Annotated in this window: 16 protein-coding genes; 2 read left to right on the forward strand and 14 right to left on the reverse strand. The window is 67.4% G+C overall.

Translation table 11 applies throughout. The features are described 5' to 3' along the window. Positions 1 to 125: 125 nt before the first annotated feature. Together lysS and prfB are read right to left on the reverse strand one after the other, a co-directional pair. Complete coding sequence (gene lysS / locus WBN46_RS00220) at positions 126 to 1,637, reverse strand: lysine--tRNA ligase (RefSeq protein WP_337729810.1); 1,512 nt, start codon at positions 1,635 to 1,637, stop codon at positions 126 to 128. Positions 1,638 to 1,740: 103 nt separating this feature from the next. Further along, positions 1,741 to 2,866, reverse strand: a protein-coding gene (gene prfB, locus WBN46_RS00225; protein WP_337729811.1) for a peptide chain release factor 2 whose coding sequence is annotated in 2 segments (ribosomal slippage) — positions 1,741 to 2,790 and positions 2,792 to 2,866 — 1,125 coding nt in all. Because the reading frame shifts where the segments join, the coding sequence is not laid out codon by codon here. Positions 2,867 to 2,982: 116 nt separating this feature from the next. Between prfB and WBN46_RS00230 the strand changes: the two genes are divergently transcribed. Then, entirely contained in the window at positions 2,983 to 4,911 is a 1,929-nt protein-coding gene (locus WBN46_RS00230) for a diguanylate cyclase (RefSeq protein WP_337729812.1), read from the forward strand. Here WBN46_RS00230 and WBN46_RS00235 read toward each other — a convergent pair. Next, positions 4,908 to 5,792 (reverse strand): LytTR family DNA-binding domain-containing protein, encoded by an 885-nt coding sequence (locus tag WBN46_RS00235; protein WP_337729813.1) that lies wholly within the window; start codon positions 5,790 to 5,792, stop codon positions 4,908 to 4,910. The two genes, WBN46_RS00230 and WBN46_RS00235, sit on opposite strands and share 4 nt — an antisense overlap. Before the next feature lie 154 nt (positions 5,793 to 5,946). Here WBN46_RS00235 and WBN46_RS00240 point away from each other — a divergent pair, with 154 nt between their 5' ends. After that, complete coding sequence (locus WBN46_RS00240; RefSeq protein ID WP_337729814.1) at positions 5,947 to 7,158, forward strand: acyltransferase; 1,212 nt, start codon at positions 5,947 to 5,949, stop codon at positions 7,156 to 7,158. A gap of 9 nt (positions 7,159 to 7,167) precedes the next feature. On the opposite strand, the gene recJ is transcribed toward WBN46_RS00240, so the two are convergent. The 11 genes from recJ to WBN46_RS00295 form a co-directional block, all read right to left on the reverse strand. Further along, entirely contained in the window at positions 7,168 to 8,892 is a 1,725-nt protein-coding gene (recJ, locus tag WBN46_RS00245) for a single-stranded-DNA-specific exonuclease RecJ (protein ID WP_337729815.1), read from the reverse strand. Beyond that, positions 8,889 to 9,842, reverse strand: coding sequence for a phosphoglycerate mutase (locus WBN46_RS00250; RefSeq protein WP_337729816.1), 954 nt, complete (start codon positions 9,840 to 9,842; stop codon positions 8,889 to 8,891). The genes recJ and WBN46_RS00250 overlap by 4 nt, the downstream gene beginning before the upstream one ends. A 4-nt stretch (positions 9,843 to 9,846) precedes the next feature. Continuing rightward, on the reverse strand, positions 9,847 to 10,311 hold the full coding sequence (greA, locus tag WBN46_RS00255; RefSeq protein WP_185742123.1) for a transcription elongation factor GreA: 465 nt from the start codon (positions 10,309 to 10,311) through the stop codon (positions 9,847 to 9,849). Positions 10,312 to 10,319: 8 nt separating this feature from the next. After that, positions 10,320 to 13,565 (reverse strand): carbamoyl-phosphate synthase large subunit, encoded by a 3,246-nt coding sequence (gene carB / locus WBN46_RS00260; protein ID WP_337729817.1) that lies wholly within the window; start codon positions 13,563 to 13,565, stop codon positions 10,320 to 10,322. 131 nt (positions 13,566 to 13,696) lie between these two features. Then, a complete protein-coding gene (locus tag WBN46_RS00265) occupies positions 13,697 to 14,317 on the reverse strand; it encodes a hypothetical protein (RefSeq protein ID WP_337729818.1) in 621 nt (206 codons plus the stop codon). Beyond that, positions 14,317 to 15,441 (reverse strand): glutamine-hydrolyzing carbamoyl-phosphate synthase small subunit, encoded by a 1,125-nt coding sequence (carA, locus tag WBN46_RS00270; protein ID WP_337729819.1) that lies wholly within the window; start codon positions 15,439 to 15,441, stop codon positions 14,317 to 14,319. Before carA ends, WBN46_RS00265 begins: the two co-directional genes overlap by 1 nt. A 226-nt stretch (positions 15,442 to 15,667) precedes the next feature. Continuing rightward, positions 15,668 to 16,387: a 4-hydroxy-tetrahydrodipicolinate reductase gene (gene dapB, locus WBN46_RS00275; protein ID WP_337729820.1), complete on the reverse strand. Its 720-nt coding sequence runs from the start codon at positions 16,385 to 16,387 to the stop codon at positions 15,668 to 15,670. Between the two features lie 51 nt (positions 16,388 to 16,438). Beyond that, a complete protein-coding gene (locus WBN46_RS00280) occupies positions 16,439 to 17,713 on the reverse strand; it encodes an EAL domain-containing protein (RefSeq protein ID WP_337729821.1) in 1,275 nt (424 codons plus the stop codon). A 192-nt stretch (positions 17,714 to 17,905) separates the two neighbouring features. Further along, positions 17,906 to 18,619 (reverse strand): MOSC domain-containing protein, encoded by a 714-nt coding sequence (locus tag WBN46_RS00285; protein WP_337729822.1) that lies wholly within the window; start codon positions 18,617 to 18,619, stop codon positions 17,906 to 17,908. After that, positions 18,616 to 19,731: a prephenate dehydrogenase gene (locus WBN46_RS00290; protein ID WP_337729823.1), complete on the reverse strand. Its 1,116-nt coding sequence runs from the start codon at positions 19,729 to 19,731 to the stop codon at positions 18,616 to 18,618. The genes WBN46_RS00285 and WBN46_RS00290 overlap by 4 nt, the downstream gene beginning before the upstream one ends. Before the next feature lie 19 nt (positions 19,732 to 19,750). Next, positions 19,751 to 21,637, reverse strand: coding sequence for a DUF3857 and transglutaminase domain-containing protein (locus WBN46_RS00295; protein ID WP_337729824.1), 1,887 nt, complete (start codon positions 21,635 to 21,637; stop codon positions 19,751 to 19,753). Between the last annotated feature and the right edge of the window lie 77 nt (positions 21,638 to 21,714).

A 21,714-nucleotide genomic window follows, 5' to 3' on the forward strand; every position in this document is an offset into this window, starting at 1 on the left:
GCGCGGTGGATCAGGGTGGCGCGCCGGAAAACAGCTCCGCCGGCGGCCGGTGGCCCGTCGCTTCATGCAGACGGGAGCCCATTCTGCCCCTGAGCGTCACTCTCTTGACGCTTGGGGCGCCCCCGTCAGCCCTGGCTTTCCGGGCGCATGTAGGGGAACAGCAGTACGTCGCGGATGGAGTCCGAACCGGTCAGCAGCATCACCAGACGATCGATGCCGATGCCCAGCCCGCCTGTCGGCGGCAGGCCGACCTCCAGTGCCCGAATGTAATCAGCGTCGAAGTGCATGGCTTCATCGTCTCCCCCCTCCTTCGCCTGGACCTGGGCCATGAAGCGCGCCGCCTGGTCCTCCGGGTCATTGAGCTCGGAGAACCCGTTGGCGAGCTCCTTGCCGTTGATGAACAGCTCGAAGCGGTCGGTGTAACCGGGGTCGTTGTCGTTGGCGCGGGCCAGCGGCGACACCTCGACCGGGTGGTCGGTGATGAAGGTCGGCTGGACGAGGGTGTGTTCCACGGTCTTCTCGAAGATCTCCAGCAACAGCTTGCCCCAGCCATAGGATGGCTTGACGTGGATCTTCAGGCGCTCGCAGTGGCGGGCCAGCGCGTCGCGGTCGGTACAGTCGGCGGCGCTGATCTCGGGGTTGTGGTGGCGCACGGCCTCGTCCATGCGCCACCGGCGGAACGCCGGCTCCAGGTCGATGTCCTGGCCGTCCCACGCCACCTGGCCGGTGCCCAGCACCTCGTGCGCCACGTCGCGGATGACGCCCTCGGTCAGGTCCATGATCTCGGTATACGTGGCGTAGGCCTCGTACAGCTCGAGCATGGTGAATTCCGGGTTGTGCCGCGTGCTGACACCCTCGTTGCGGAAGTTGCGGTTGATCTCGTACACGCGTTCCAGTCCGCCGACCACCAGCCGCTTCAGGTACAGCTCGGGCGCGACGCGCAGGTACAGGTCCAGATCCAGCGCGTTGTGGTGCGTGGTGAAGGGCTTGGCTGCGGCGCCGCCGGGGATGTAATGCATCATCGGCGTTTCAACTTCCAGGAAGCGGCGCGCGTCCAGCCATTCGCGGATCGCGCGGATGATGCGCGAGCGCTTGATGAAGACATCGCGCGCCTCGGGCGTGACGATCAGGTCCACATAGCGCTGGCGGTAGCGCTGTTCCACGTCGGACAGGCCGTGCCACTTGTCCGGCAACGGACGCAGCGCCTTGGTCAGCAGGCGGAAGGCATCGGCCTTCACGGACAGCTCGCCGGTACGGGTCCGTGTCAGCCCTCCTTCCACGCCCACGATGTCGCCGATGTCCCAACCCTTGAACGCATCGTAGGTCTCGCCCAGCGCATTGGACTGCAGGAACAGCTGGATGCGCCCGGATTCGTCCTGGATCTGGACGAAGCTGGCCTTGCCCATCACCCGCTTGGCCATCATGCGTCCGGCGAGCTTCACACGCCGGCCGCCGCCTTCGAGCGCCTCTCCGGTCCAGAGCTCCGGGTCCTGGTATTGCACCTGCAGGTCGCCCGCGTAGTCGGTGCGACGGAAGTCATTGGGGAACGCGATGCCCTGCCCGCGCAACGCCGCCAGTTTGGCGCGGCGCTCGGCGATGAGGCTGTTCTCGTCCTGCGGAAGGGTGGGGTCTGTCATGGGTCGTGTCGTGTTCTGGAGCGTGGGAGCGACGTGAGTCGCGAACGAGTGCCGGAGAAGAGCCCGCGACTTGCGTCGCTCCCACGGGTGACTCGTGGGCGGATCAGGCGTCGATGCGTTTCGAACCCGCTTCCAGGCCCGATTTCAGACTGGCCTCGACGAACTCGTCCAGGTCGCCGTCCAGCACCTTCTGCGTGTCCGAACGCTCCACGCCGGTGCGCAGGTCCTTGATGCGACTCTGGTCCAGCACGTAGTTGCGGATCTGGCTGCCCCAGCCGATGTCGGACTTGGTGGCTTCCACCGCATCGCGTTCGGCGTTGCGCTTCTGGATTTCCAGCTCGTACAGCTTGGCGGCCAGCATCTTCATCGCGTTGTCGCGGTTCTGGTGCTGGCTGCGGCCGGTCTGGCAGGCCACCACTATCCCGGTGGGCACGTGGGTGATGCGTACCGCCGATTCGGTCTTGTTGACGTGCTGGCCACCGGCACCGGATGAGCGGTAAACGTCGGTCCTCAGGTCGGCCGGGTTGATGTCGATGTCGATGTTGTCGTCGACTTCCGGCGACACGAACACCGAGGTGAAGCTGGTATGGCGGCGGTTGTCGGAGTCGAACGGCGACTTGCGCACCAGGCGGTGCACGCCGGTCTCGGTCTTCAGCCAGCCGTAGGCGAAATCGCCCTCCACGCGCAGCGTGGCGGACTTGATGCCGGCCACGTCACCGCCGCTGGCTTCCATCAGCTCGGTCTTCCAGCCGCGCGACTCGCACCAGCGCAGGTACATGCGCAGCAGGATTTCCGCCCAGTCCTGCGCCTCGGTGCCGCCGGCGCCGGCCTGGATGTCGACGAAGGCGTTGGAGGCGTCCATCTTGCCCGAGAACATGCGCTGGAATTCCAGCTTGTCCACGTGCGAGGCGTAGCGCTCCACGTCGGCCACCACGGCCTGCGCGGTGTCCTCGTCGTTTTCCATTTCGGCCAGCTCCAGCAGTTCGGAGCCGCCGGCCAGGCCTTCCTCGATCTCGCGGATGCCGTTGACCGTCTTGTCGAGCAGGGAACGCTCGCGCCCCAACTGCTGTGCGTATTCGGGGTTGTTCCAGATGTCCGGGCTTTCCAGCTCGCGGTTCACTTCTTCCAGGCGTTCGCGCTTGGAATCGTAGTCAAAGATACCCCCGGAGCGAGGCCAGCCTGTCTTGCAGGTCGGCGATGCGCTGGCGGATGGGATTCAGCTCGATCATGGGGTGCGTGGCAGGGATGCGGAATCGGTCGGGAAGGATACCAGAGCGGTGCGTCGCGCCGGCTGCGGAACGGTTCTTGCATGACATTCGGTGCCCTGCCCAGAGTCGCCGCCGGCATGACCACCCACATCGCACCGTCCGCATCGCTGCTGTCCGGCCTGCTCGGCCTGGCGCTGGTGTTCGCCTTCTCCGTGGCCTGTGCCGGCGACGCGCCGACGGCGCCCGTGGCCGACCGTGCGAACCAGGTCGGCCAGTGCCTGAAACTGAGGCGCGACGAACCCGCCAGGGCGGTGGTGCTGGCGAGCGCGCTGCTGCAAGCGAAAGACCTGAACGTCGAGGATGAACTCAAGACGCTGAGTTGCCTGGGCATCGCCGCCGGCCTGAGCGGTGAGCCGGAGCGGGCGATCAGCGCCGCCGAGCGGATGGAACGGCGCGTCGATGAAACGCCAGCGCTCGCACCCGCGCTGCGGATGCGCGCGTATTCGCAGATCGGGTCGATCTACCAGGGCGCCGGCCACATCCGCGCCGCGGAGGCCGCGTACCTCCGTGCCTACGACGTCTCTTCGCGGCTCGACGAACGCGATGCCGGGCTGGTGCAGGCGGCCACGCTCAACAATATCGGGCTGATCCATGCCGACTATCTGGCCTCGCCCGAGGTGGCCGACAGGTACTACCTCAAAGCCCTGGCCGCAGCGGCCAGCGTGGGCCTGGAAGACCCCCTGATCGTGCACAACCATGCGCTCAACCTGGTCGCGCTGGAGCGCGATGCAGACGCCATGGAAACGATCGACGCCGGTGAAGCCATGGCCCAGCGCCAGCAGGCCCATACCGTGGTGCATCGCCTGCGCAGCGAGCGTGCAGGCCTGTGGATCCGACAGGGACAATTGGAACGGGCCCGGCCGGTGCTGGCGGCAGCCATCCGCGAACAGGCGAAGAACAGGGACCTGCCCGGGCAGGCGGGCTCGCTTGCGAAACTGTCGGTCCTGCAGCGCAAGGCCGGTGAACACGTGCAGGCGCTGGAGACCGCCCGCGCAGCCTGGGCCCTGGTGGGCGACCAGCCACAGCCACAGAAGCAGCGCGAAGTGCTGCTCGCGTGGATGGCGGCGCACGCCGCGCTGGGGCAGGCGGAGCAGGCGCTGGCGGTGGGTGCCCGCCTGCACGGACTGGAGATGGAAGCGCTGAGGCATCAGCGGCTGGAGTTGCTGGCCGATCTGCAGGCGCGGAGCGAAAGCGCACAGGCCCAGCGCGAACTGGAGCAGATGCGTCACCAGGCACAGATCCGCGTGCTGAATGACGAGAAATCCGCGCTGCTGCGTCGTGCGGGCGTGACGCTGATGACCCTGCTGGTGCTGGCAGGTGTCGGCTTCGGCCTGTTGCAGCGTCGCAAGAACCGGCAGCTGCGCAAGGTCAGTGCCACCGACCCCCTGACCGGCCTGCGCAATCGCCGCGCCGCCACGGAGTCGCTGAAGGCCATGTCGTTGCAGCGGCCCGCCGCCGGTACGCGCCATGTGCTGTTCCTCATCGACATCGACCACTTCAAGCAGGTCAACGATGGTCATGGCCACCACGCCGGCGACCAGGTGCTGGTGGCGCTCTCGCGCCAGCTGCGCGAACTGGGGCGTGCGGACGACGTCATCGCCCGCTGGGGTGGCGAGGAGTTCCTGATGGCGTGCGCGGACCTGACCGAAGCCCAGGCCTGCGCGGTGGCGGCGCGCGTGCAGGAAACACTGTGCGATGCGCACGAGTTGGCGCCAGGCCAGCGCTGGCCACTGACCGTCTCGCTGGGCTTCGCCCCTTTCCCGTTCTTCGACAACACCACAGGCGGTTGGGACTACGCGCTGCGCATGGCCGACCGCGCCCTGTATGCGGCCAAGGACCGCCGCAACGCCTGGGCCGGATTGTGGGGACGCACGCTCCCACCCGGCGTCGCCCTGCAAGCGCTGCTGGAGGAGCCTGAAGGCGCGGTCCGCAGCGGTGCCATCGAACTGGTGGCCAGCTACGCCGTGGAACGTCTGCCGCGCGTGCCGGCTATCCGCGCTGCCTAGGCGGCTTCGGCCCCGGTCCGCTGACGCAGGTCCTGCCGGTAGCGGCGGCTGCACGGCAGCGCGCTGCCATCCTTCATGTGCACGCGCGCATCACCTGTGTCCAGCGGCTCGATCGAGGCCACCTGGTCCAGGCTGACGATGTAGCTGCGGTGGATGCGGGTGAAACGGCGTGGATCCAGGCGGGTCTCGATGCCGGCGATCGTGCTCCGCAACGGGTAGTCGTGGCCGCGTACCCGCAGGTTGACGTAGTTGCCTGCGGCCTGCAGCCACTCGATATCGTTGGCCGCCACCAGGAACTCGCGGCCCAGCTTGCGCACCAGGAAGCGCTCCGGGCGGTCCACCGGCTCCAGCGGCGGACCTTCGTCCGGCTCGGCCAGCAGGCTGGCTTCACCCTGCCAGCGGCGCAGCAGGAAGCGGTAGCCCTCCACCAGCACGACGATCGTGGCGAAGCTGCGGATATCCTTCAGGTACTCGTAGACCAGTTCGCGAGGCCAGGGGCCGAACTCGTAGGTCATGCCCTGGCTGCGGTAGGCCATCACGCGCAGCGCGACCATGCCGACGACGTGGATGATGCAGACCACGATGCTCGCCAGCAGGTACTCGGGTATCCGCCGGCGCCAGTTTTCCCAATGCAGCGGGAAGCGTCGGGTGTACCAGGCGATCGCCGGGATCAGGACCAGTAGCCACACCAGCGCACTGCTCGCTTCCCAGACGGCCGGCTCCCAGGCCTCCACGCCGGAGCCCTGCCGCCGCATGTCGATCAGCGTGGTCATGCTGTTGCCGATGCAGTTGGCGCCGATCATCGCCACCCAGAATCCGATCTCCACCCATCGCCGCCAGGGCAGATAGCGTTCGTAGGTGGGTGGGGACCGTTCCGTCATGCGCGCATTCTAGCCCGCGCCTCTCGCAACACCGCCGCAACTCGTCCCTTGCTTCCCTCGATTGGCCCCTGCCCCTCCACCACGCGTCCCTTCGCGATGGCGTGCGCATGCACGGCGCCCGACGCTGGCCGCCTTGCCGATGAAGGAGAGCACCATGCAACGTCGCCACGATCTGGACTGGGTCCGCGTCTGCGCCTTCGGGCTGCTGGTGCTCTACCACGTGGGCATGTACTACGTGACCTGGGACTGGCACGTGAAAAGCCCCGGCGCCAGCCACGCGCTGGAACCGTTCATGATGCTCAGCTCCCCCTGGCGACTGTCGCTGCTGTTCCTGGTGTCCGGCTGCGCCACGGCGTTCCTGCTCGGCAAGGCGCGGCAGGCCGCCGATGCTGCCGGTGGCCGGATGCGCTTTCTTGGGACCCGTTCATGGCGGCTGCTGGTGCCGCTTGTCTTCGGCATGCTGGTGATCGTGCCGCCGCAGTCCTACTACGAGGTGGTCGAACAGTTGCCTGGCGGCTACCACGAGGGCTACCTGGCGTTCTACGCGCGTTACCTGGCCGGTCATGACGGCTTCTGCGATGCCGACGGCTGCCTGGAGGTCCCGACATGGAACCATCTGTGGTTCGTCGCCTACCTGTGGGTCTACACCGTTGCACTGTGGCTGCTCTGGAAGCTCGTGCCCCGCGCCATCAATGTAGCGGAGCGCCACCTGGGCCGCTGGCTTTCCGGCATCGGCGTGCTGGCCGGTCCCGTCCTGTTCCTCGGCGTGGCACGCGTGCTGATGATCGGCCGCTTCGAGCAGACGCACGCCCTGGTGGACGACTGGTACAACCATGTGCAGTACTTCGGCGTGTTCCTGCTCGGCTTCCTCATCGCCCGTGCGGACGGGGTGTGGGATGCCATCGAACGCCAGCGCTGGCCAGCCCTGGTTGTCTGGCTGCTCAGCTGGGCCGGGCTGGTCGCCTATTTCGCGCATTTTGCCGACGCGGCACCGCCCGACTGGGCACGCATGGGGATGCGGATGGCCTGGGGCCTGAACCAGTGGTGCGCCATCGTGGCGGTACTGGGTTTCGCCCGGCACTGGCGTCCTGCCGACAACCGTGCACTGCGCTATCTGGTGCCGGCGGTATTTCCCGTCTACATCCTGCACCAGACGGTGACCGTGGTCGTCGCCCACCAGCTGAAACCGTTGGCGATACCGCCGATGGTGGAAGGTCCCTTGCTGGTGGCGATCACCTTCGCCGCGTGCTTCGCCGGCTATGAAGTGACCCGCCGCGCGGGATGGCTGCGGCCCTTGTTCGGACTGAAGCGTGCCGGCGAAGTGCCGTCCCGCAATCCGGAGCCCCTGGCCTGGCCGGAGCGCTGACCGGCGCCCTCAATCGGCCGGTTGCCAGTGCCGGACCAGCAACTGGATGCCGCGACGGTTCTGCCAGTCGTCGGTGTCCAGCTGATAGGCGGCCTGGATGCGGGAAGGCGGTGGCTGGTCGTGCCACCCGTTGAACTGGATCGCGTTCAACGGTGTGGCCTGTCCGCGCAGGCGCAACGAGAACTTCAGGTGCTTCTCGCCCACCACGCGCCAGTCCAGCACGTCGAACACGCCATCGAACATGGGTTCCGGGAATCCCTGCCCCCATGGCCCCGCGCCACGCAGTGCTTCCGCGTGCATGCGGTCCAGTTCGCCGGGCTGGAGTTCGCCGTCACTCAGGAGTTCTTCCTGCAGCAAGGCGTCGTCGAGCATCGCGGCGGCATGGCGGTGGAAGGCGTCACGGAACACCGGCAGTGCACTTTCATCGAGCGACAGCCCCGCCGCCATCGCATGGCCGCCGAAGCGCTGCATCAGGCCGGGGTTCGCAGTGTCGATGGCCGCCAGCGCGTCGCGGATGTGGAAGCCGGGAATCGAGCGCGCCGACCCGCGCAGCGTGGTGCTGCCCGGCTCTGCGGGTGCGAAGGCCACGACCGGGCGATGCAGGCGTTCCTTCATCTTCGAGGCGACCAGGCCGACCACGCCGGGATGCCATTCCGGATCGAACAGGCACGGGGCGAGCGGCACCTGCCCGCCTTCCGCGACATCGATGCGCGCGAGCGCGGCCTGCGCCTCGTCCACCATCTGCTGCTGCACGCCACGACGCTCGGCATTGATGCCTTCCAGAACGCGCGCCATCTCTTCGGCCTGCGTGGCATCGTCGGTCAGCAGGCAGGCGATGCCGAGGGCCATGTCCTCCAGCCGTCCGGCCGCATTCAACCGTGGCGCGATGGCGAAACCGATGTCGGCTGCGGTCAGGCGCGCCGGCTCGCGGCCCGCCACGCGCATCAGTGCCTGCAGGCCCGCACACGCCTGCCCGGCCCGCAGCCGGCGCAAGCCTGCGCCGACCAGGGCGCGGTTGTTCGCATCCAGCGGCACGAGATCGGCCACGGTACCCACGGCAACCAGATCCAGCAGCGTGGAGAGATCCGGCCCCGCGCCGTCGAACGTGCCCCGTTCGCGCAGGAGCCGTCGCAACGCCAGCAGCACGTAGAACATCACCCCGACACCGGCCAGCACCTTGCTGGGAAACGGGTCATCGCGCAGGTTCGGATTGACGATGGCATCGGCCGGCGGCAAGGCGTCGCCGGGCAGGTGGTGGTCGGTGACAAGCACTTGCCAGCCCCGCGACTTCGCCGCCGCGATGCCGGCGTGGCATGCGATGCCGTGATCGACCGTGACGAGCAGGTCGGGTTGCAGTGCGGCGAGTTCATCCACCAGCGAGGGCGACAATCCGTAGCCATGCACCATGCGGTTGGGCACCGCAGGCGTCACGTGCCGTGCGCCAAGCAGGCGCAGGCCGCGCACGCCGACCGCGCACGCCGTGGCGCCATCGCAATCGAAGTCGCCCACGATGACGATGTGCCGGTCCTGCGCGATCGCATCGACGAGCAACGCGGTGGCGCCGCCAAGGCCGCCGAGCTGGTCGGGCGGCAGCAACTGCGCCAGGCGTGGTTGCGCCTGGTCCATCGAGAGCGCACCGCGGGCTTCGTAGAGGCGCTGCAGGAGCAACGGCACGCCCTCCGGCCACTGACCATTCGCCGCGATGGTCCGACGGCGGATCCTGGGCGAGGTCATGCCGGAACGTGGTCCGGGCGTAGCGTGTCCAGGCGTTGCATCGGGCGGCGCCAGAGGCGCCAGCGTTGCTCGCGGCGCAGCGCGAACAGCGCGCCATCCTCGAAATCCAGGGTCAGCACGTCCAGCTCGCGCTTGTGCAGGGCGTCCAGCAGGGGCTGCAGTGCGTCACGGCACAGCAGATCCAGGTTGCGCAGATGACGCAGATCGATCAGCGCATCCACGCCGCCCTCCCCGCTCGCGTGCACAGGTTCCACCCCGGCCGCATGCGCCAGCGACTGCAACAGCACATCGTTGCCTTTGACCTGGCGGAAACCGGTGCGTACGAAGTCCGGCAGCACGCCGCCGCCCCAGAACCACAGCGAGTTCACCGGCGGCTTGCCCTGCGCGACGCGCTTTGCGTTCCAGGGATGGTTGTGCAGCAGCACCTGCGCTTCGCTGAGCAGGGCACGCCAACGGCGGCCCGCTTCGCCTTCCGGCAGGTGCGCGAACAGATCGTCGCCCAGCACGTCATTCACCGGCGCGAACACCGGGAGTTTCGCCTCGGGCGGCAGGCGCAGGTACCAGCGGGCGGGATCGGGTGCGTCCAGCAGCATGCCGGCATCGCCGAACAGCGGCTTCAGTGCGGGCAGCAACTGTGCGGTGTCTTCGTCGCCCAGCGCCAGCGCCTCGCCATACGCCAGCATGCGCGCACCGTTCATGTCGGGCGACACGCGCGCAGGATCGGCACGCAGCCACAACGCGCCGGCGGCATCCCGTGCGTCGCGCTGGCGCGTCAGGGCTGCGACCGGCCAATGGTCCGGCACCAACTGGAAGTGGCGCCGCAGCTGCGCATGCTCGCCCGCCTCTCCGGCCGCGCGATCCGCGCGCCCCAGCGCCCGCGCCACATCGGCCGGCAACGCCTGTCCCACCAGGCGGGTACGCGGAGGCAACAGCAGCGTGGCCTGCGCCATCGGCTCAGTCTGCGTAGGAAACGCTGACGATTTCGTATTCGCGCTGGCCGGCAGGCGCGTCTATCGTGACGCTGTCGCCCTCGTGCTTGCCGATCAGCGCCCGGGCCAGCGGCGAGGAGATCGCGATCAGGCCCAGCTTGATGTCCGCCTCGAGGTCGCCGACCACCTGGTAGCGCTTCTCCTCGTCGGTGTCGACATCGGCCAGCACCACGCGGGCGCCGAACACGATGCGCGTGCCGGCGTTGAGCTTGCTGACGTCGATGATCTCGGCGTGCGACAGCTCGCCTTCCAGCTGCTTGATGCGGCCTTCGATGAAGCCCTGCTGCTCGCGGGCGGCATGGTATTCGGCGTTTTCCTTCAGGTCACCGTGCGCGCGCGCTTCGGCGATGGCGGTGATCACTTCCGGCCGCTTCACCGTCTTCAGCAGATCCAGTTCCTGGCGCAGGCGCTGCGCGCCCTGCATGGTCAATGGGGCTCTCACCCTTGAAGCTCCTTGTGCAGTTCCTGCAACGCCAGCACCGGGCCCGTGCCACGGTATTCCAGCGAATGCACCAGCGCCTTGGCGCCGGCAACGGTGGTTGAGTAGGTGACGCGGTGCTGCAACGCCTCGCGCCGGATCGAGAAGGAGTCGGCAATGGCCTGGCGTCCTTCCGTCGTGTTGACGATATACACGATCTCGCCGTTCTTGATCAGGTCCACCACGTGCGGACGGCCCTCGACCACCTTGTTCACCTGCTCGCAGTCGATGCCGCGCTCACGCAGCCATGCGGCGGTCCCGGCGGTGGCCACGATGCTGTAACCGCGGCCGACCAGCTCCTGCGCCACCGGCAGCACGCGCTTCTTGTCCGGGTCGCGTACCGAGATGAAAACCTTGCCGACCGGCGGCGCCTTGATGCCACCTGCTTCCTGCGCGCGCGCCATGGCGGCACCGAAGCTGCGGCCCACGCCCATGACTTCGCCGGTGGAACGCATTTCCGGGCCCAGGATCGGGTCCACGCCCTGGAACTTGGCGAACGGGAAAATCGCCTCCTTCACCGAGTAGTAGTCCGGCACGATCTCCCGGGTGGCGCCCTGCCCGGCCAGCGTCTTGCCGGCCATGCAGCGGGCCGCGATCTTGGCCAGCGGCATGCCGGTGGCCTTGGACACGAACGGCACCGTACGCGAGGCGCGCGGGTTCACTTCCAGCAGGTAGACGATGTCGTCACCGCCATCCTCGGCGGCCTGGATGGCGAACTGGGTGTTCATCAGGCCGACGACCTTCAGTGCCTTGGCCAGTTCCACCACCTGCCGGCGCAGTTCGTCCTGCGTCTTGGCCGACAGCGAGTACGGCGGCAGCGAGCAGGACGAATCGCCCGAGTGCACGCCCGCCTCCTCGATGTGCTCCATCACGCCACCGATCAGCACGTTGCCTTCCGGGTCGGCGATGATGTCCACGTCCACTTCCACCGCATTGTCGAGGAAGCGGTCGAGCAGCACCGGCGAATCGTTGGAGACCTTGACCGCGTCGCGCACGTAGCGGGCCAGGTCGGATTCGCCATAGACGATCTCCATCGCGCGTCCGCCCAGCACATACGACGGACGCACCACCAGCGGATAGCCGATTTCGCGGGCCAGCAGCAGGGCTTCCTGGTCGTTCCGGGCGATGCGGTTCGGCGGCTGCTTCAGGCCCAGCCTGTCGACCAGTTGCTGGAAACGCTCGCGGTCTTCGGCTAGGTCGATGGAGTCCGGCGACGTGCCGATGATCGGCACGCCATTGGCTTCCAGGGCCTGCGCCAGCTTCAGCGGGGTCTGCCCGCCGTACTGCACGATCACGCCCTTGGGCTGCTCCAGTTCGACGATCGCCAGCACGTCTTCCAGCGTGAGCGGCTCGAAATACAGGCGGTCCGAGGTGTCGTAGTCGGTGGACACGGTTTCCGGATTGCAGTTGACCATGATGGTCTCGAATCCGTCCTCGCGCAGCGCGAGCGCTGCATGCACGCAGCAGTAGTCGAACTCGATGCCCTGCCCGATCCGGTTCGGGCCACCGCCCAGGATCATGATCTTGTCGCGGTTGGTCGGCTCGGCCTCGCACTCGTCCTCGTAGGTCGAATACAGGTACGCGGTGCTGGTGGCGAACTCGGCCGCGCACGAGTCCACGCGCTTGTAGACAGGCTTCACCCCCAGCGCCTTGCGCAGCACGCGCACGGCGGTCTCATTCGTGTTCGCCAGTTGCGCCAGGCGCGCATCCGAGAAACCCATGCGCTTGAGATGGCGCATGCGCGCCTTGTCCAGCGAGCCGAGCCCATCGGTGGCCAGTTGCTGCTCGGCGGCGATGATCTCTTCCATCTGGTCGAGGAACCACGGGTCGATGAACGACAGCGCGTGCACCTGCTCCACGGTCATGCCGGCACGGAAGGCATCGGCGACATGGAACAGGCGCTCCGGGCCGGGCGCCTTCAGTTCGCGCCGCAGCGTGGTCAGGTCGTCTTCGCTGGTGAGGTCCAGGCCGGTCGGATCGAGCCCGACCTTGCCGGTTTCCAGGCCGCGCAGCGCCTTCTGCAGCGATTCCTGGAAGGTGCGGCCCATCGCCATCACCTCGCCCACCGACTTCATCTGGGTGGTCAGGCGGGCATCGGCTTGCGGGAACTTCTCGAACGCGAAGCGCGGGATCTTGGTGACCACGTAGTCGATGGCCGGCTCGAACGACGCCGGGGTGAGGCCACCGGTGATCTCGTTCTTCAGTTCATCCAGCGTGTAGCCCACGGCCAGCTTGGCCGCGACCTTGGCGATCGGGAAGCCGGTGGCCTTCGAGGCCAGCGCGGACGAACGCGACACGCGCGGATTCATCTCGATGACGACCACGCGGCCGGTCTGTGCATTGATGCCGAACTGCACGTTCGAGCCACCGGTATCCACGCCGATCTTGCGCAGCACCGCGATGGAGGCATCGCGCAGGCGCTGGTACTCCTTGTCGGTCAGGGTCTGCGCGGGTGCGACCGTGATGCTGTCACCGGTGTGCACGCCCATCGGGTCGAGGTTCTCGATGGAGCAGACGATGATGCAGTTGTCCGCCGTGTCGCGGACCACTTCCATCTCGAATTCCTTCCAGCCCAGCACCGATTCCTCCACCAGCACCTCGGTGGTCGGCGACAGTTCCAGGCCGCGGGTGACAATGTCGATCAGCTCTTCGCGGTTGTAGGCGATGCCGCCGCCGCTGCCGCCCAGGGTGAAGCTGGGGCGGATGATGGTGGGATAGCCGACGCGGGTCTGGATCTCCAGCGCTTCTTCCAGCGTGTGGGCCACGGCGGCTTTCGGACATTCCAGTCCGATCTCGCCCATCGCCACGCGGAACAGCTCGCGATCCTCGGCCATGCGGATGGCTTCGCGCTTGGCGCCGATCAGTTCGACGCCGTATTTCTCCAGCACGCCGTTGTCGGCCAGGTCCAGCGCGCAGTTCAGCGCGGTCTGGCCACCCATGGTCGGCAGCAGCGCATCGGGCTTCTCCTTGGCGATGATCTTCTCGACCGTCTGCCAGTTGATGGGCTCGATATAGACCGCATCCGCCATTTCCGGATCGGTCATGATGGTCGCCGGATTGCTGTTGACCAGCACCACCCGGTATCCCTCTTCGCGCAGCGCCTTGCACGCCTGCGCGCCGGAATAATCGAACTCGCAGGCCTGGCCGATGACGATCGGGCCTGCGCCGATGATCAGGATGGTTTTAAGGTCGTTGCGCTTGGGCATGGGAATCTACTTCTCGGATTGTGTGGGGCCGCCGCCCTGGGCATCTGCTCCAGGGGCGCGTCCGACAGGGGCGATGGACGGGCCACGCTCCACCTCTTGTCCCGGCGCGCATGGGCGCGCACGGGTGCACATCACATCAGGGCACCTGGCGACACATCGCACGCCTTCATGCCCTGGAACATCATCTTGATGGCCGCCATCTCGCCCACCGACTTGCCGTCGGCCTTGTCGCCGTCGCCGGCGAGCACGTCGCCGAAGCCACTCAGTGCGCGGAAATCGCGGTACTCGGGATCGCGCGCGATGGTGAGCAGTGCCAGCAACTGGTCGGCACTGGCCGTTCGCATCAGGTCGGCGGGATCCAGGTCGGTTTCCGTCTTCGCCGAGGCGATGCCGGCCTGCACGATGCTGCCGAACACCGGCGCCGCCGTGCGGACCAGGCGCAATTCTTCGTCGAACCGGCCCGGATGTGCCTGTGCGTACTCGACCACTTCAGCCCGCTTCACGCGGCGGAAGCCGTCGCGGGAAAGTTCGCTGCGCAGGCAGGCCAACTGCACGGGCGTGACGGCATCGGGCTTGTCCTGCACCGGCCAGGCGGGATTCTCGCCGGCTGCCTCTTCCATGATGGCGCCGACCGGCAACATGCTGACCAGCAGGTCGGTCATCTCGTCGATCTGCTTTTCACCGGGCGTGGCGGCGGCAGCCGGCAGCGCAAGCGCCATCAGCACAGCGGTGACAGCAAGGCGCACGCGCATCAGCGTGCCTCCATCGAGGCCACGAACCGATCGAACAAGGGCGATACATCATGCGGGCCCGGCGATGCCTCCGGATGTCCCTGGAACGAGAAGGCGGGGGCATCCGTCAGTTCGATGCCCTGGTTGGTGCCGTCGAACAGCGAACGATGGATCACGCGCACGTTGGCCGGCAGCGTCGCTTCATCCACCGCGAAGCCGTGGTTCTGCGAAGTGATCATCACGCGACCGCTGTCGAGATCCTGCACCGGGTGATTGGCACCGTGGTGGCCGTGGCCCATCTTCATGGTCTGCGCGCCGGCCGCCAGGGCCAGCAGCTGGTGGCCCAGGCAGATGCCGAACGTCGGCACCTTCTTCGCGATGAACTCGCGGATGGCGGTGATGGCGTAGTCGCACGGCGCGGGGTCGCCCGGGCCGTTGGACAGGAACACGCCATCCGGCTGCAGCGCGAGCACGTCGGCGGCGCTGGTCTGCGCGGGCACCACGGTCACGTCGCAACCGCGTTCGGCCAGCATGCGCAGGATGTTGTGCTTCACGCCGAAGTCGTACGCCACGACCTTGAACTTCGCCGGCGCCTGCACGAACGCGTTGCGGTCCAGGTCCAACTGGCCGTCGCGCCAGGGATACGGTTTGTCGGTGCTGACCACCTTGGCCAGGTCCATGCCTTTCAGTCCGGGGAACTTGCGCGCCGCTTCCAGCGCCATCTCCGCGTTGATGCCCTCGCCCGCCATCAGTGCGCCGTTCTGCGCACCGCGCTCGCGCAGGATGCGCGTCAGCTTGCGGGTGTCGATGCCGGCAATGGCCACGATGCCGCGTGATTGCAGCCACTCCGGCAGAGCCTGCTGGCTGCGCCAGCTGCTGGGGCGGCGCGGCACGTCGCGCACGATGAGACCGGCGCACCAGACCTTGGCGGCTTCGTCGTCCTGGTCGGTGCAGCCTGTATTGCCGATGTGGGGATAGGTCAGGGTGACCAGTTGGCGGGCGTAGGACGGGTCGGTCAGGATTTCCTGATAGCCGGTCATCGCGGTGTTGAACACCACTTCGCCGACCGAAAGGCCGTCGGCGCCTACGGAGTCGCCCTCGAATACGGTGCCGTCTTCGAGTACGAGAATTGCGGGTCGTGTCACGGGGTTCGCCTTGGGGTGGAGGAACCCTGCCCCACCGACTTGCGGCTGCAAGAAACCGCGAACGCGGCATTTATCCGGTCCGTGGCGATGGGTAACAGGCGAGCGGGAATTGTACGGGGATGGCCTGTTCAGCGCCACCGTTTTTTTGCCTGTCCGACGGACAGCGCCCGCCCGCGGCGAGGCGTGTTCATATTCCGGCGTCCGTATCGGGACGCCCGGCCGGCCTTCAATCCAGCAGATCGCGCACGTGATAGGCGCCCGGCGGGCGTCCTGACAGCACGCGCGCGACGTGCAGGGCACCACGCGCGAAGACATCACGATGCGTGGCACGGTGGGTCAGCTCGATGCGCTCGCCGAGCCCGGCGAACTGCACGGTATGTTCACCGACAATGTCGCCGGCCCGCAGGCTGGCGTAGTGCACCTGCGCGCCCGCACTGCCGGCGGCCTGTCCCAGCGTCAATGCGGTGCCGGACGGGGCATCCTTCTTGTGGACATGGTGCGACTCCACGATGTCCACGTCCCACCCCGGCAACGCCGCCGCCACGCGTTCGACCACGTCGGCCAGCACTGCCACGCCCAGGCTGAAATTCGTCGCCCACACCAGCGGAATGCGTCCACTGGCCGCGGCCAATGCCTCCTGCTGCACCGGGGATATGCCGGTGGTGCCGGAGACGAGTGCCCGACCACGGTCGGTGCACAGCGCCAGCACCGGGTCGAACCCTTCCGGCAGGCTGAAATCGATCGCCACGTCGAAGTCGGGCACGCCCGCCAGCTCGCTGGCCGCGAAGTGGGGCACGCCATCCACCACCCGCTGCGCAGGCGCGCGTCGCGTCACGGCCGCCACGGTCTGGTACACCGCAGGCTGCTCGGCAGCCAGTCGAAGCAAGGCCTGGCCCATCCGGCCGGAGGCACCGTGGATCAGGAGACGTGTCGGGGAAGTGTCCATGCAGGCATGGTAGCGGGCGCGTGATGCCAACGCGAACCGGGAATGTCCGGATCAGGGAACCTGCGGATAGCCCAGGTGGAATCCCTGTGCGAACGGCACCCCGAGCTCCTTCAGCGTCTGCAGTTGCCGTTCGTTCTCGACGCCTTCGGCGATCAGTTCCGCCTGCGTGCCCTGCGCGAACGTCAGGAGCGCCGCCACGAGCGATTGCACGCGTGGACGCTGGTCGATTTCACGCACCAGCGTGATGTCGAGCTTGATGATGTCCGGCGCCAACCTCAGCACATGGCGCAAGCTGGCGAAACCTGCCCCGGTATCGTCCACGGCGATGCGGACGCCGGCCTGCTGCAGCGAGGACAGGCACTGGCCAAGGCGCGCGTAATCTTCCACGGCGGTGTGTTCGGTGATTTCCAGCACCAGCCGTTGCGGGGCGTGACCGGCGAGCAGGTCGTGGAATCGTGCATTGCAGGCGGTTTCGGGCGATACGTTGACGGCGAGGAAGGCGTCATCGGGAACGGAGGGCAACCGCGCCAGGGCGACCGCTGCGGCGGCCAGCTCCAGTTCCACGCTCAAGCCGCTGCTCGCCGCATCCTCGAACCAGCGGCCTGTCGACAGGTCGTACTCCAGCGGAAACCGCGCAAGCGCCTCGTACCCCACCACCACGCCGTCGGCGAGCCGGACGATCGGCTGCAGGGCTGCCGTGAGCTGCGCCCCTTCCAGCACCTGCAGCAGTCGCTCCCGGGCGTCCTGCGCATGGCGCCGCTCGCGTTCGCCCTGGCCCATGCGGGCATCCAGCGCTGCGCGCATCTGCGCATGTTCGATGGCCTTGTACATGCTCGCGGCCACGAGCGTGCTCAAATGCTCGAGCGTCCTGCAATCCGTATCCGCGTAGGCGGCGGGCGTGGTCGCCAGGACCTTCAGCACACCCACCACCTGTCCACGGAAGCTCAGCGGCGCGACCAGCATCGAACGCAACCCCACGCTGCGGCACGCGTCACGATTGACGCGCGGATCCACTTCGCTGTCATCGCATCTCAACACCTGCTGCTCTTCGATGCAGCGGCCGGACAAGCTGCCGGACACCGGCAGGCTGAAGCCGACCTGCCCTTGCGCGATCCCGCTGGCCGACCAGTAGCGCATCACGTCGCCATCGCGGATTTCCAGCACCGCGCCGGCTGAGCGGGTGAGTTCCTGCGCACGATGGGTGATCGCGTCCACGACCTCCTGCGGTTCGGGACCTGCGGCGGCGATTTCGCTTTGCGCCGCGACGATGCGCTGCAGCAACGCAATATCGTCGGCAGCCGACGATGCCGCTTCGCCGCTTCGCATGTCAGGCCGCACTGACGACAACGACGTCAACCTGTTATCCCGGCTCATCTCCCCACACTCCCTGCGGATGATGAAAGCGATGCCATGCGTGCCGGCACCGGACACACGCGATGCTAGTGGGACGCCACCACCCTGTCGAGTAAACGCATGTATCTGGCGAGACGCCGTATGCATGAAGCGCCATGCGTTGTTTCATTCGTGCGAAGAAGCGCCCGTCAACCGCTTGCCCCAATCCTCGATGGCGCCCTGCGCAAGGCGGCGTTCGAACAACGTCCGCCATGACGGTACCAGTGGCAGCACCAGCACCTCGCGCAGCAGGCCGGGCTCTGGCGATCGCCGGTACAGCAGCTCGATCAGGCGCGCGAGTGGCCACGCGGGATGGGGCCGCGCCTCCAGCGTCATGCGGTCACCTGCCTGCACTTCTCCCTCTTCGAGCACGCGGTAGTACCAGCCGGTCCGCCCCGAGTCCTGCACGCGACGGGCCATGTCGGACACGGCGAAACGGTCCGACAGTTTCCAGCACGGCTGCCGGGACTGGGATACCTCCACCAGCGCCGTGCCCAGCCGGAAGCGGTCGCCAAGACAGATCGCGTCCTCGGCCATGCCATGCGTACTGATGTTTTCGCCGAATGCACCGGGAGCATCGAGCAATGGATGCGCCCCGATATCGTCGCGCCATCGGGCGTAGTGGTCCGCAGGGTAGTGATGGATGGCCTTGTCCGGCCCGCCATGCACGCGCAGGTCGCCCTGCTCGTCACCGAGGATGCCCAGCAGGGTGACCCGCTGCCTGCCCTCCAGCGGTGATTTCGCGATCGCGCTGCGACTGCCGGGACGGGTGAACTCGACAGCCTTCCCCGCGAGCACCCCATCGATGGCCAAGGCGCTCATCTCCGTCGGCGCACTCATGCCAACACCTTCCCCAGGCCCGTGCCGTCGATGTCACCCACCACGCGGGCCAGCGCCATGCGGTCCACGTCCGCATCGAATCCGATGCGGAAATGCACTTCGCCCTCCGGCGTGCGCGATGAATGGATCGATGACAGGCTGACGGCGTGCCGCTCGAACACGTGCAGCAGAGCACGCAGAGAGCCCGGCCTGTCTTCCGGCAGGTGCACGCTGAGCGCCTGCGCGCCGGCAAGATCGGCCAGCAGGTAGCCGATGCGCTCGTAGCTGTAGTTGCCCTCGGCCAGTGTCGTGTCGCCGAAGGCGTCGCGGTTTTCGCGCAGGAATTCTTCGCGGAACGCCGCGCGCGCCATGTCCGTCCCCTCGCCCACCAGCGACGCCATCCGGGTGATCTGCGTGCCCAGCGCCCGCAGTGTTTCGCCGGCATAGGGGTTCCCGAACTGGATGTCTTCGTAGATGGCCGGATTCAACGACAGGATGCGCGCGATGATCGCCGCATCCATCTCGAAGGATGCGGAGCGGAACGGCATCAACGCGGCCAGGTCGCCGATCCGCGCCGACTGCGCACGCAGGACGCCCGCCTGGGCCAGATGCGAGGCATGCACCATGGCCTGCACCAGCGCCATGACCCGGTCGTGCTGCTCGGGCGTCGCCTGCACGCATTCCGCCTCGATTGCAGCAAGGAGCGACACCACCCAAGGCCGCCATGTGTCGAGGCGCGCCTCGCAGACCACCATCACCCTGCCCTTCAGGGTCGGGGCCTTGGGCGGCGCGGTCATCGGATGCAGGCCGACCACCTCGGCGCGCGAGGCCAGCATCGCCGCTACCGGCACAGCCTTGATCGAGGTGACATCCAGCCACAACCGGCCAGCCTCGCTTCCCCCGGCAAGCGCCGCATACCGGGCGACCAGCGCCCCGGTGTGGCGGATCGGCGCCGAGAAAACCAGGACATCCGCCCGCCGCACGAGTTCGGCCTCGTCTGCCGAGGCGGGATCGGCCGGGTCGTGGCCGATCACCTCCAGACCCATGCGCACGCGGAAGAAATGCTGCAGCCAGCGGCCATAGGCGCCTGCGCTGCCGACGATGCCGATCAGCGGAGGGAGATTGGGCGTCACGCGCTGCACCGATCGGCGCTCACTGCTTCACCGCTCCTTCCTCTGTCAGGTAGACCACCTGCGCGCGCAGGTCGGGCATGATCTTCCGCATGACCTGGGAGAAACCCTCGTTGTACTCGGGCGAGCACACCGGTCCCGGCGTCCGGTCATCCAGTGTGCGCCGGACATACAAGCGGGCGCCTTCCTGGCGGAACGTCGAGGCGTAGCTCAGCGTACCCTCGTGCAGGCTGACGTCCTTCGGCACGGCGATGATCCGCATCAAGGCAGGAAACTCGAACGTGTATTCCTCGTCCGAGTGGTAAGCGCCGCAACTGCTCTCGCCTTCCGGCTGGTCCGGGTCGCCGAGCTGCGAGGCCACCAGCATGGAGACCGGGGTGAAACTGAGGAACCAGGGCTGCACCTGGAAGCCGCCGGTCGTCGGAATCATCCGGTCGACCTCGAAGTCCGCCTCCATGTTGAAGGTCTCCAGCATCGGCACCGGATCGTCGTACGTCACCTTGCCGTTCGCGGTCAGGGCGTTCCCCCGGAAGTAGTTGCGGACCAGCTTGTCGGCGTCGCCCGCGCCAAAGTTGCGGAACTGCGACCGCGCAGCGACCGCCATGCGCCCGCTCAATTCCACCCGCTGCGTGCCCTTGATCGAGCCGTCGGGCTGGATGCGGATGGCCGTGCGCAACTTCTGCCATTCCGAGCCCACCTGCGTCGCCGGCGTCGTGGCGCCGTCGCGATGGCCGTCCACCAGCAGCACCGGCTTGCCAGCAGCGCCGTCCGGCAGGCTGCCGAAGGGTGCCGTGGCCGCGGTGGAGTCCACGTACAGGTCCAGGCTGGGGATGTAGTTGATCACGTGGTTGACGACCGACGCGACCGGGATGTCCGGCAGTGTGTACGTGCCTCCCGCATTGATCAGTGCCTGGGTGCTGTCGATGCCGCGCGCCTTCAGCAGCGCCTGCAGCAGGGTCGCGTGGTCCTTGCAGTCGCCCATGCGGTTGTCGAGGACCACGTCCAGGTCGCGCGGCACCACGGCGCCCAGGCCGATGCAGTTACCCGCATAGGTGATCTTCGTGGAGACCCATTCGTAGAGCTTCTTCGCCGTCTCGCGCGTGTCCTTGCTCTTGCCCGCGATCTCCGCGGCGAGCGTGCGCAACCGGGGCGTCAGTGCCGCCTTGGCGTTGGCCGGGCCACCGTAGGCCGCCGCGATGTCGGCGTAACTGGCGAAGGTGGAGAACGCGTAGCCCGGGTAGCGGTCGGCGGTGAAGACCGTATCGCGCAGGCTCTCGCGGTCGACTGGCTGGCGGTTGCTCCATTGCCAGCGCACGATCCGGCGGCCGTCGCGCGTTTGGACCGCGGGCTGGGTCATCTGCCAGTTGCGCCACGTGGCCTGCATCGCCTCCGGCGCATCGATGGTCACCTGCACGTCGCCGTAGTACGCGGCCGGGCTGTAATTGCGGATCACCGAGAAATGGCCCGGAAACATCGGCTGGGTGGCCGTCACCCGGTACGTGAACACCGTGATGTCGCCGACGGCGAGTTCCGGGAACACGACGGTAAGCGTCGTCTGGTCGGAGTAGATGGGCGAATCGCCCTCCCGCCCCGAACTGCTGCTGACCTGGTAGTTGCCCTTGGGCACATCGACGCGGCGGCCATCCGGCTTCAACGTGTAGGCTTCGACCACCTCGGCCTTCTGGATGCTGGTGCTGTAGCTGACCGACGCATCCTTAGCGGCTTCCAGGGCGCTGTCCTTCAGCACCTTGATCGCAGTTTCCTGCTCCTGCACGAAACTGCCATCGGCATTGAGCACGAATCGCGTCGACTCGCGCTCGACCTGCAACGGCCGGTCATCGGCCGCCCATGCGGGCGCCAGCACGACCAGCGCCAATACTCCCCACCACTTCCCCTTGTTCGTATGCACGCGGCCTCCCTTCATCGTGGACCTGAATGAAAACGGCCCCGGGGTCGCCGGGGCCGTCGCAGGATGCCACAAGCTGC

Source organism: Pseudoxanthomonas sp. CCNWLW251 (genome assembly GCF_037402255.1).
In the GTDB taxonomy this organism is placed as follows: Bacteria; Pseudomonadota; Gammaproteobacteria; order Xanthomonadales; family Xanthomonadaceae; genus Pseudoxanthomonas_A.

Bases quoted from the DNA above. Each gene is read 5' to 3' on its own strand.
- WBN46_RS00250 (WP_337729816.1), bottom strand. From the start codon at position 9,842: ATGGCGCAGGCCACGCTGCTGTTGCCTCCGCGTACCCGCCTGGTGGGA.
- dapB (WP_337729820.1), bottom strand. From the start codon at position 16,387: ATGGACACTTCCCCGACACGTCTCCTGATCCACGGTGCCTCCGGCCGG.
- WBN46_RS00230 (WP_337729812.1), top strand. From the start codon at position 2,983: ATGACCACCCACATCGCACCGTCCGCATCGCTGCTGTCCGGCCTGCTC.
- carB (WP_337729817.1), bottom strand. From the start codon at position 13,565: ATGCCCAAGCGCAACGACCTTAAAACCATCCTGATCATCGGCGCAGGC.
- WBN46_RS00240 (WP_337729814.1), top strand. From the start codon at position 5,947: ATGCAACGTCGCCACGATCTGGACTGGGTCCGCGTCTGCGCCTTCGGG.
- recJ (WP_337729815.1), bottom strand. From the start codon at position 8,892: ATGACCTCGCCCAGGATCCGCCGTCGGACCATCGCGGCGAATGGTCAG.
- WBN46_RS00265 (WP_337729818.1), bottom strand. From the start codon at position 14,317: ATGCGCGTGCGCCTTGCTGTCACCGCTGTGCTGATGGCGCTTGCGCTG.
- WBN46_RS00285 (WP_337729822.1), bottom strand. From the start codon at position 18,619: ATGAGTGCGCCGACGGAGATGAGCGCCTTGGCCATCGATGGGGTGCTC.
- WBN46_RS00235 (WP_337729813.1), bottom strand. From the start codon at position 5,792: ATGACGGAACGGTCCCCACCCACCTACGAACGCTATCTGCCCTGGCGG.
- lysS (WP_337729810.1), bottom strand. From the start codon at position 1,637: ATGACAGACCCCACCCTTCCGCAGGACGAGAACAGCCTCATCGCCGAG.
- WBN46_RS00280 (WP_337729821.1), bottom strand. From the start codon at position 17,713: ATGCGAAGCGGCGAAGCGGCATCGTCGGCTGCCGACGATATTGCGTTG.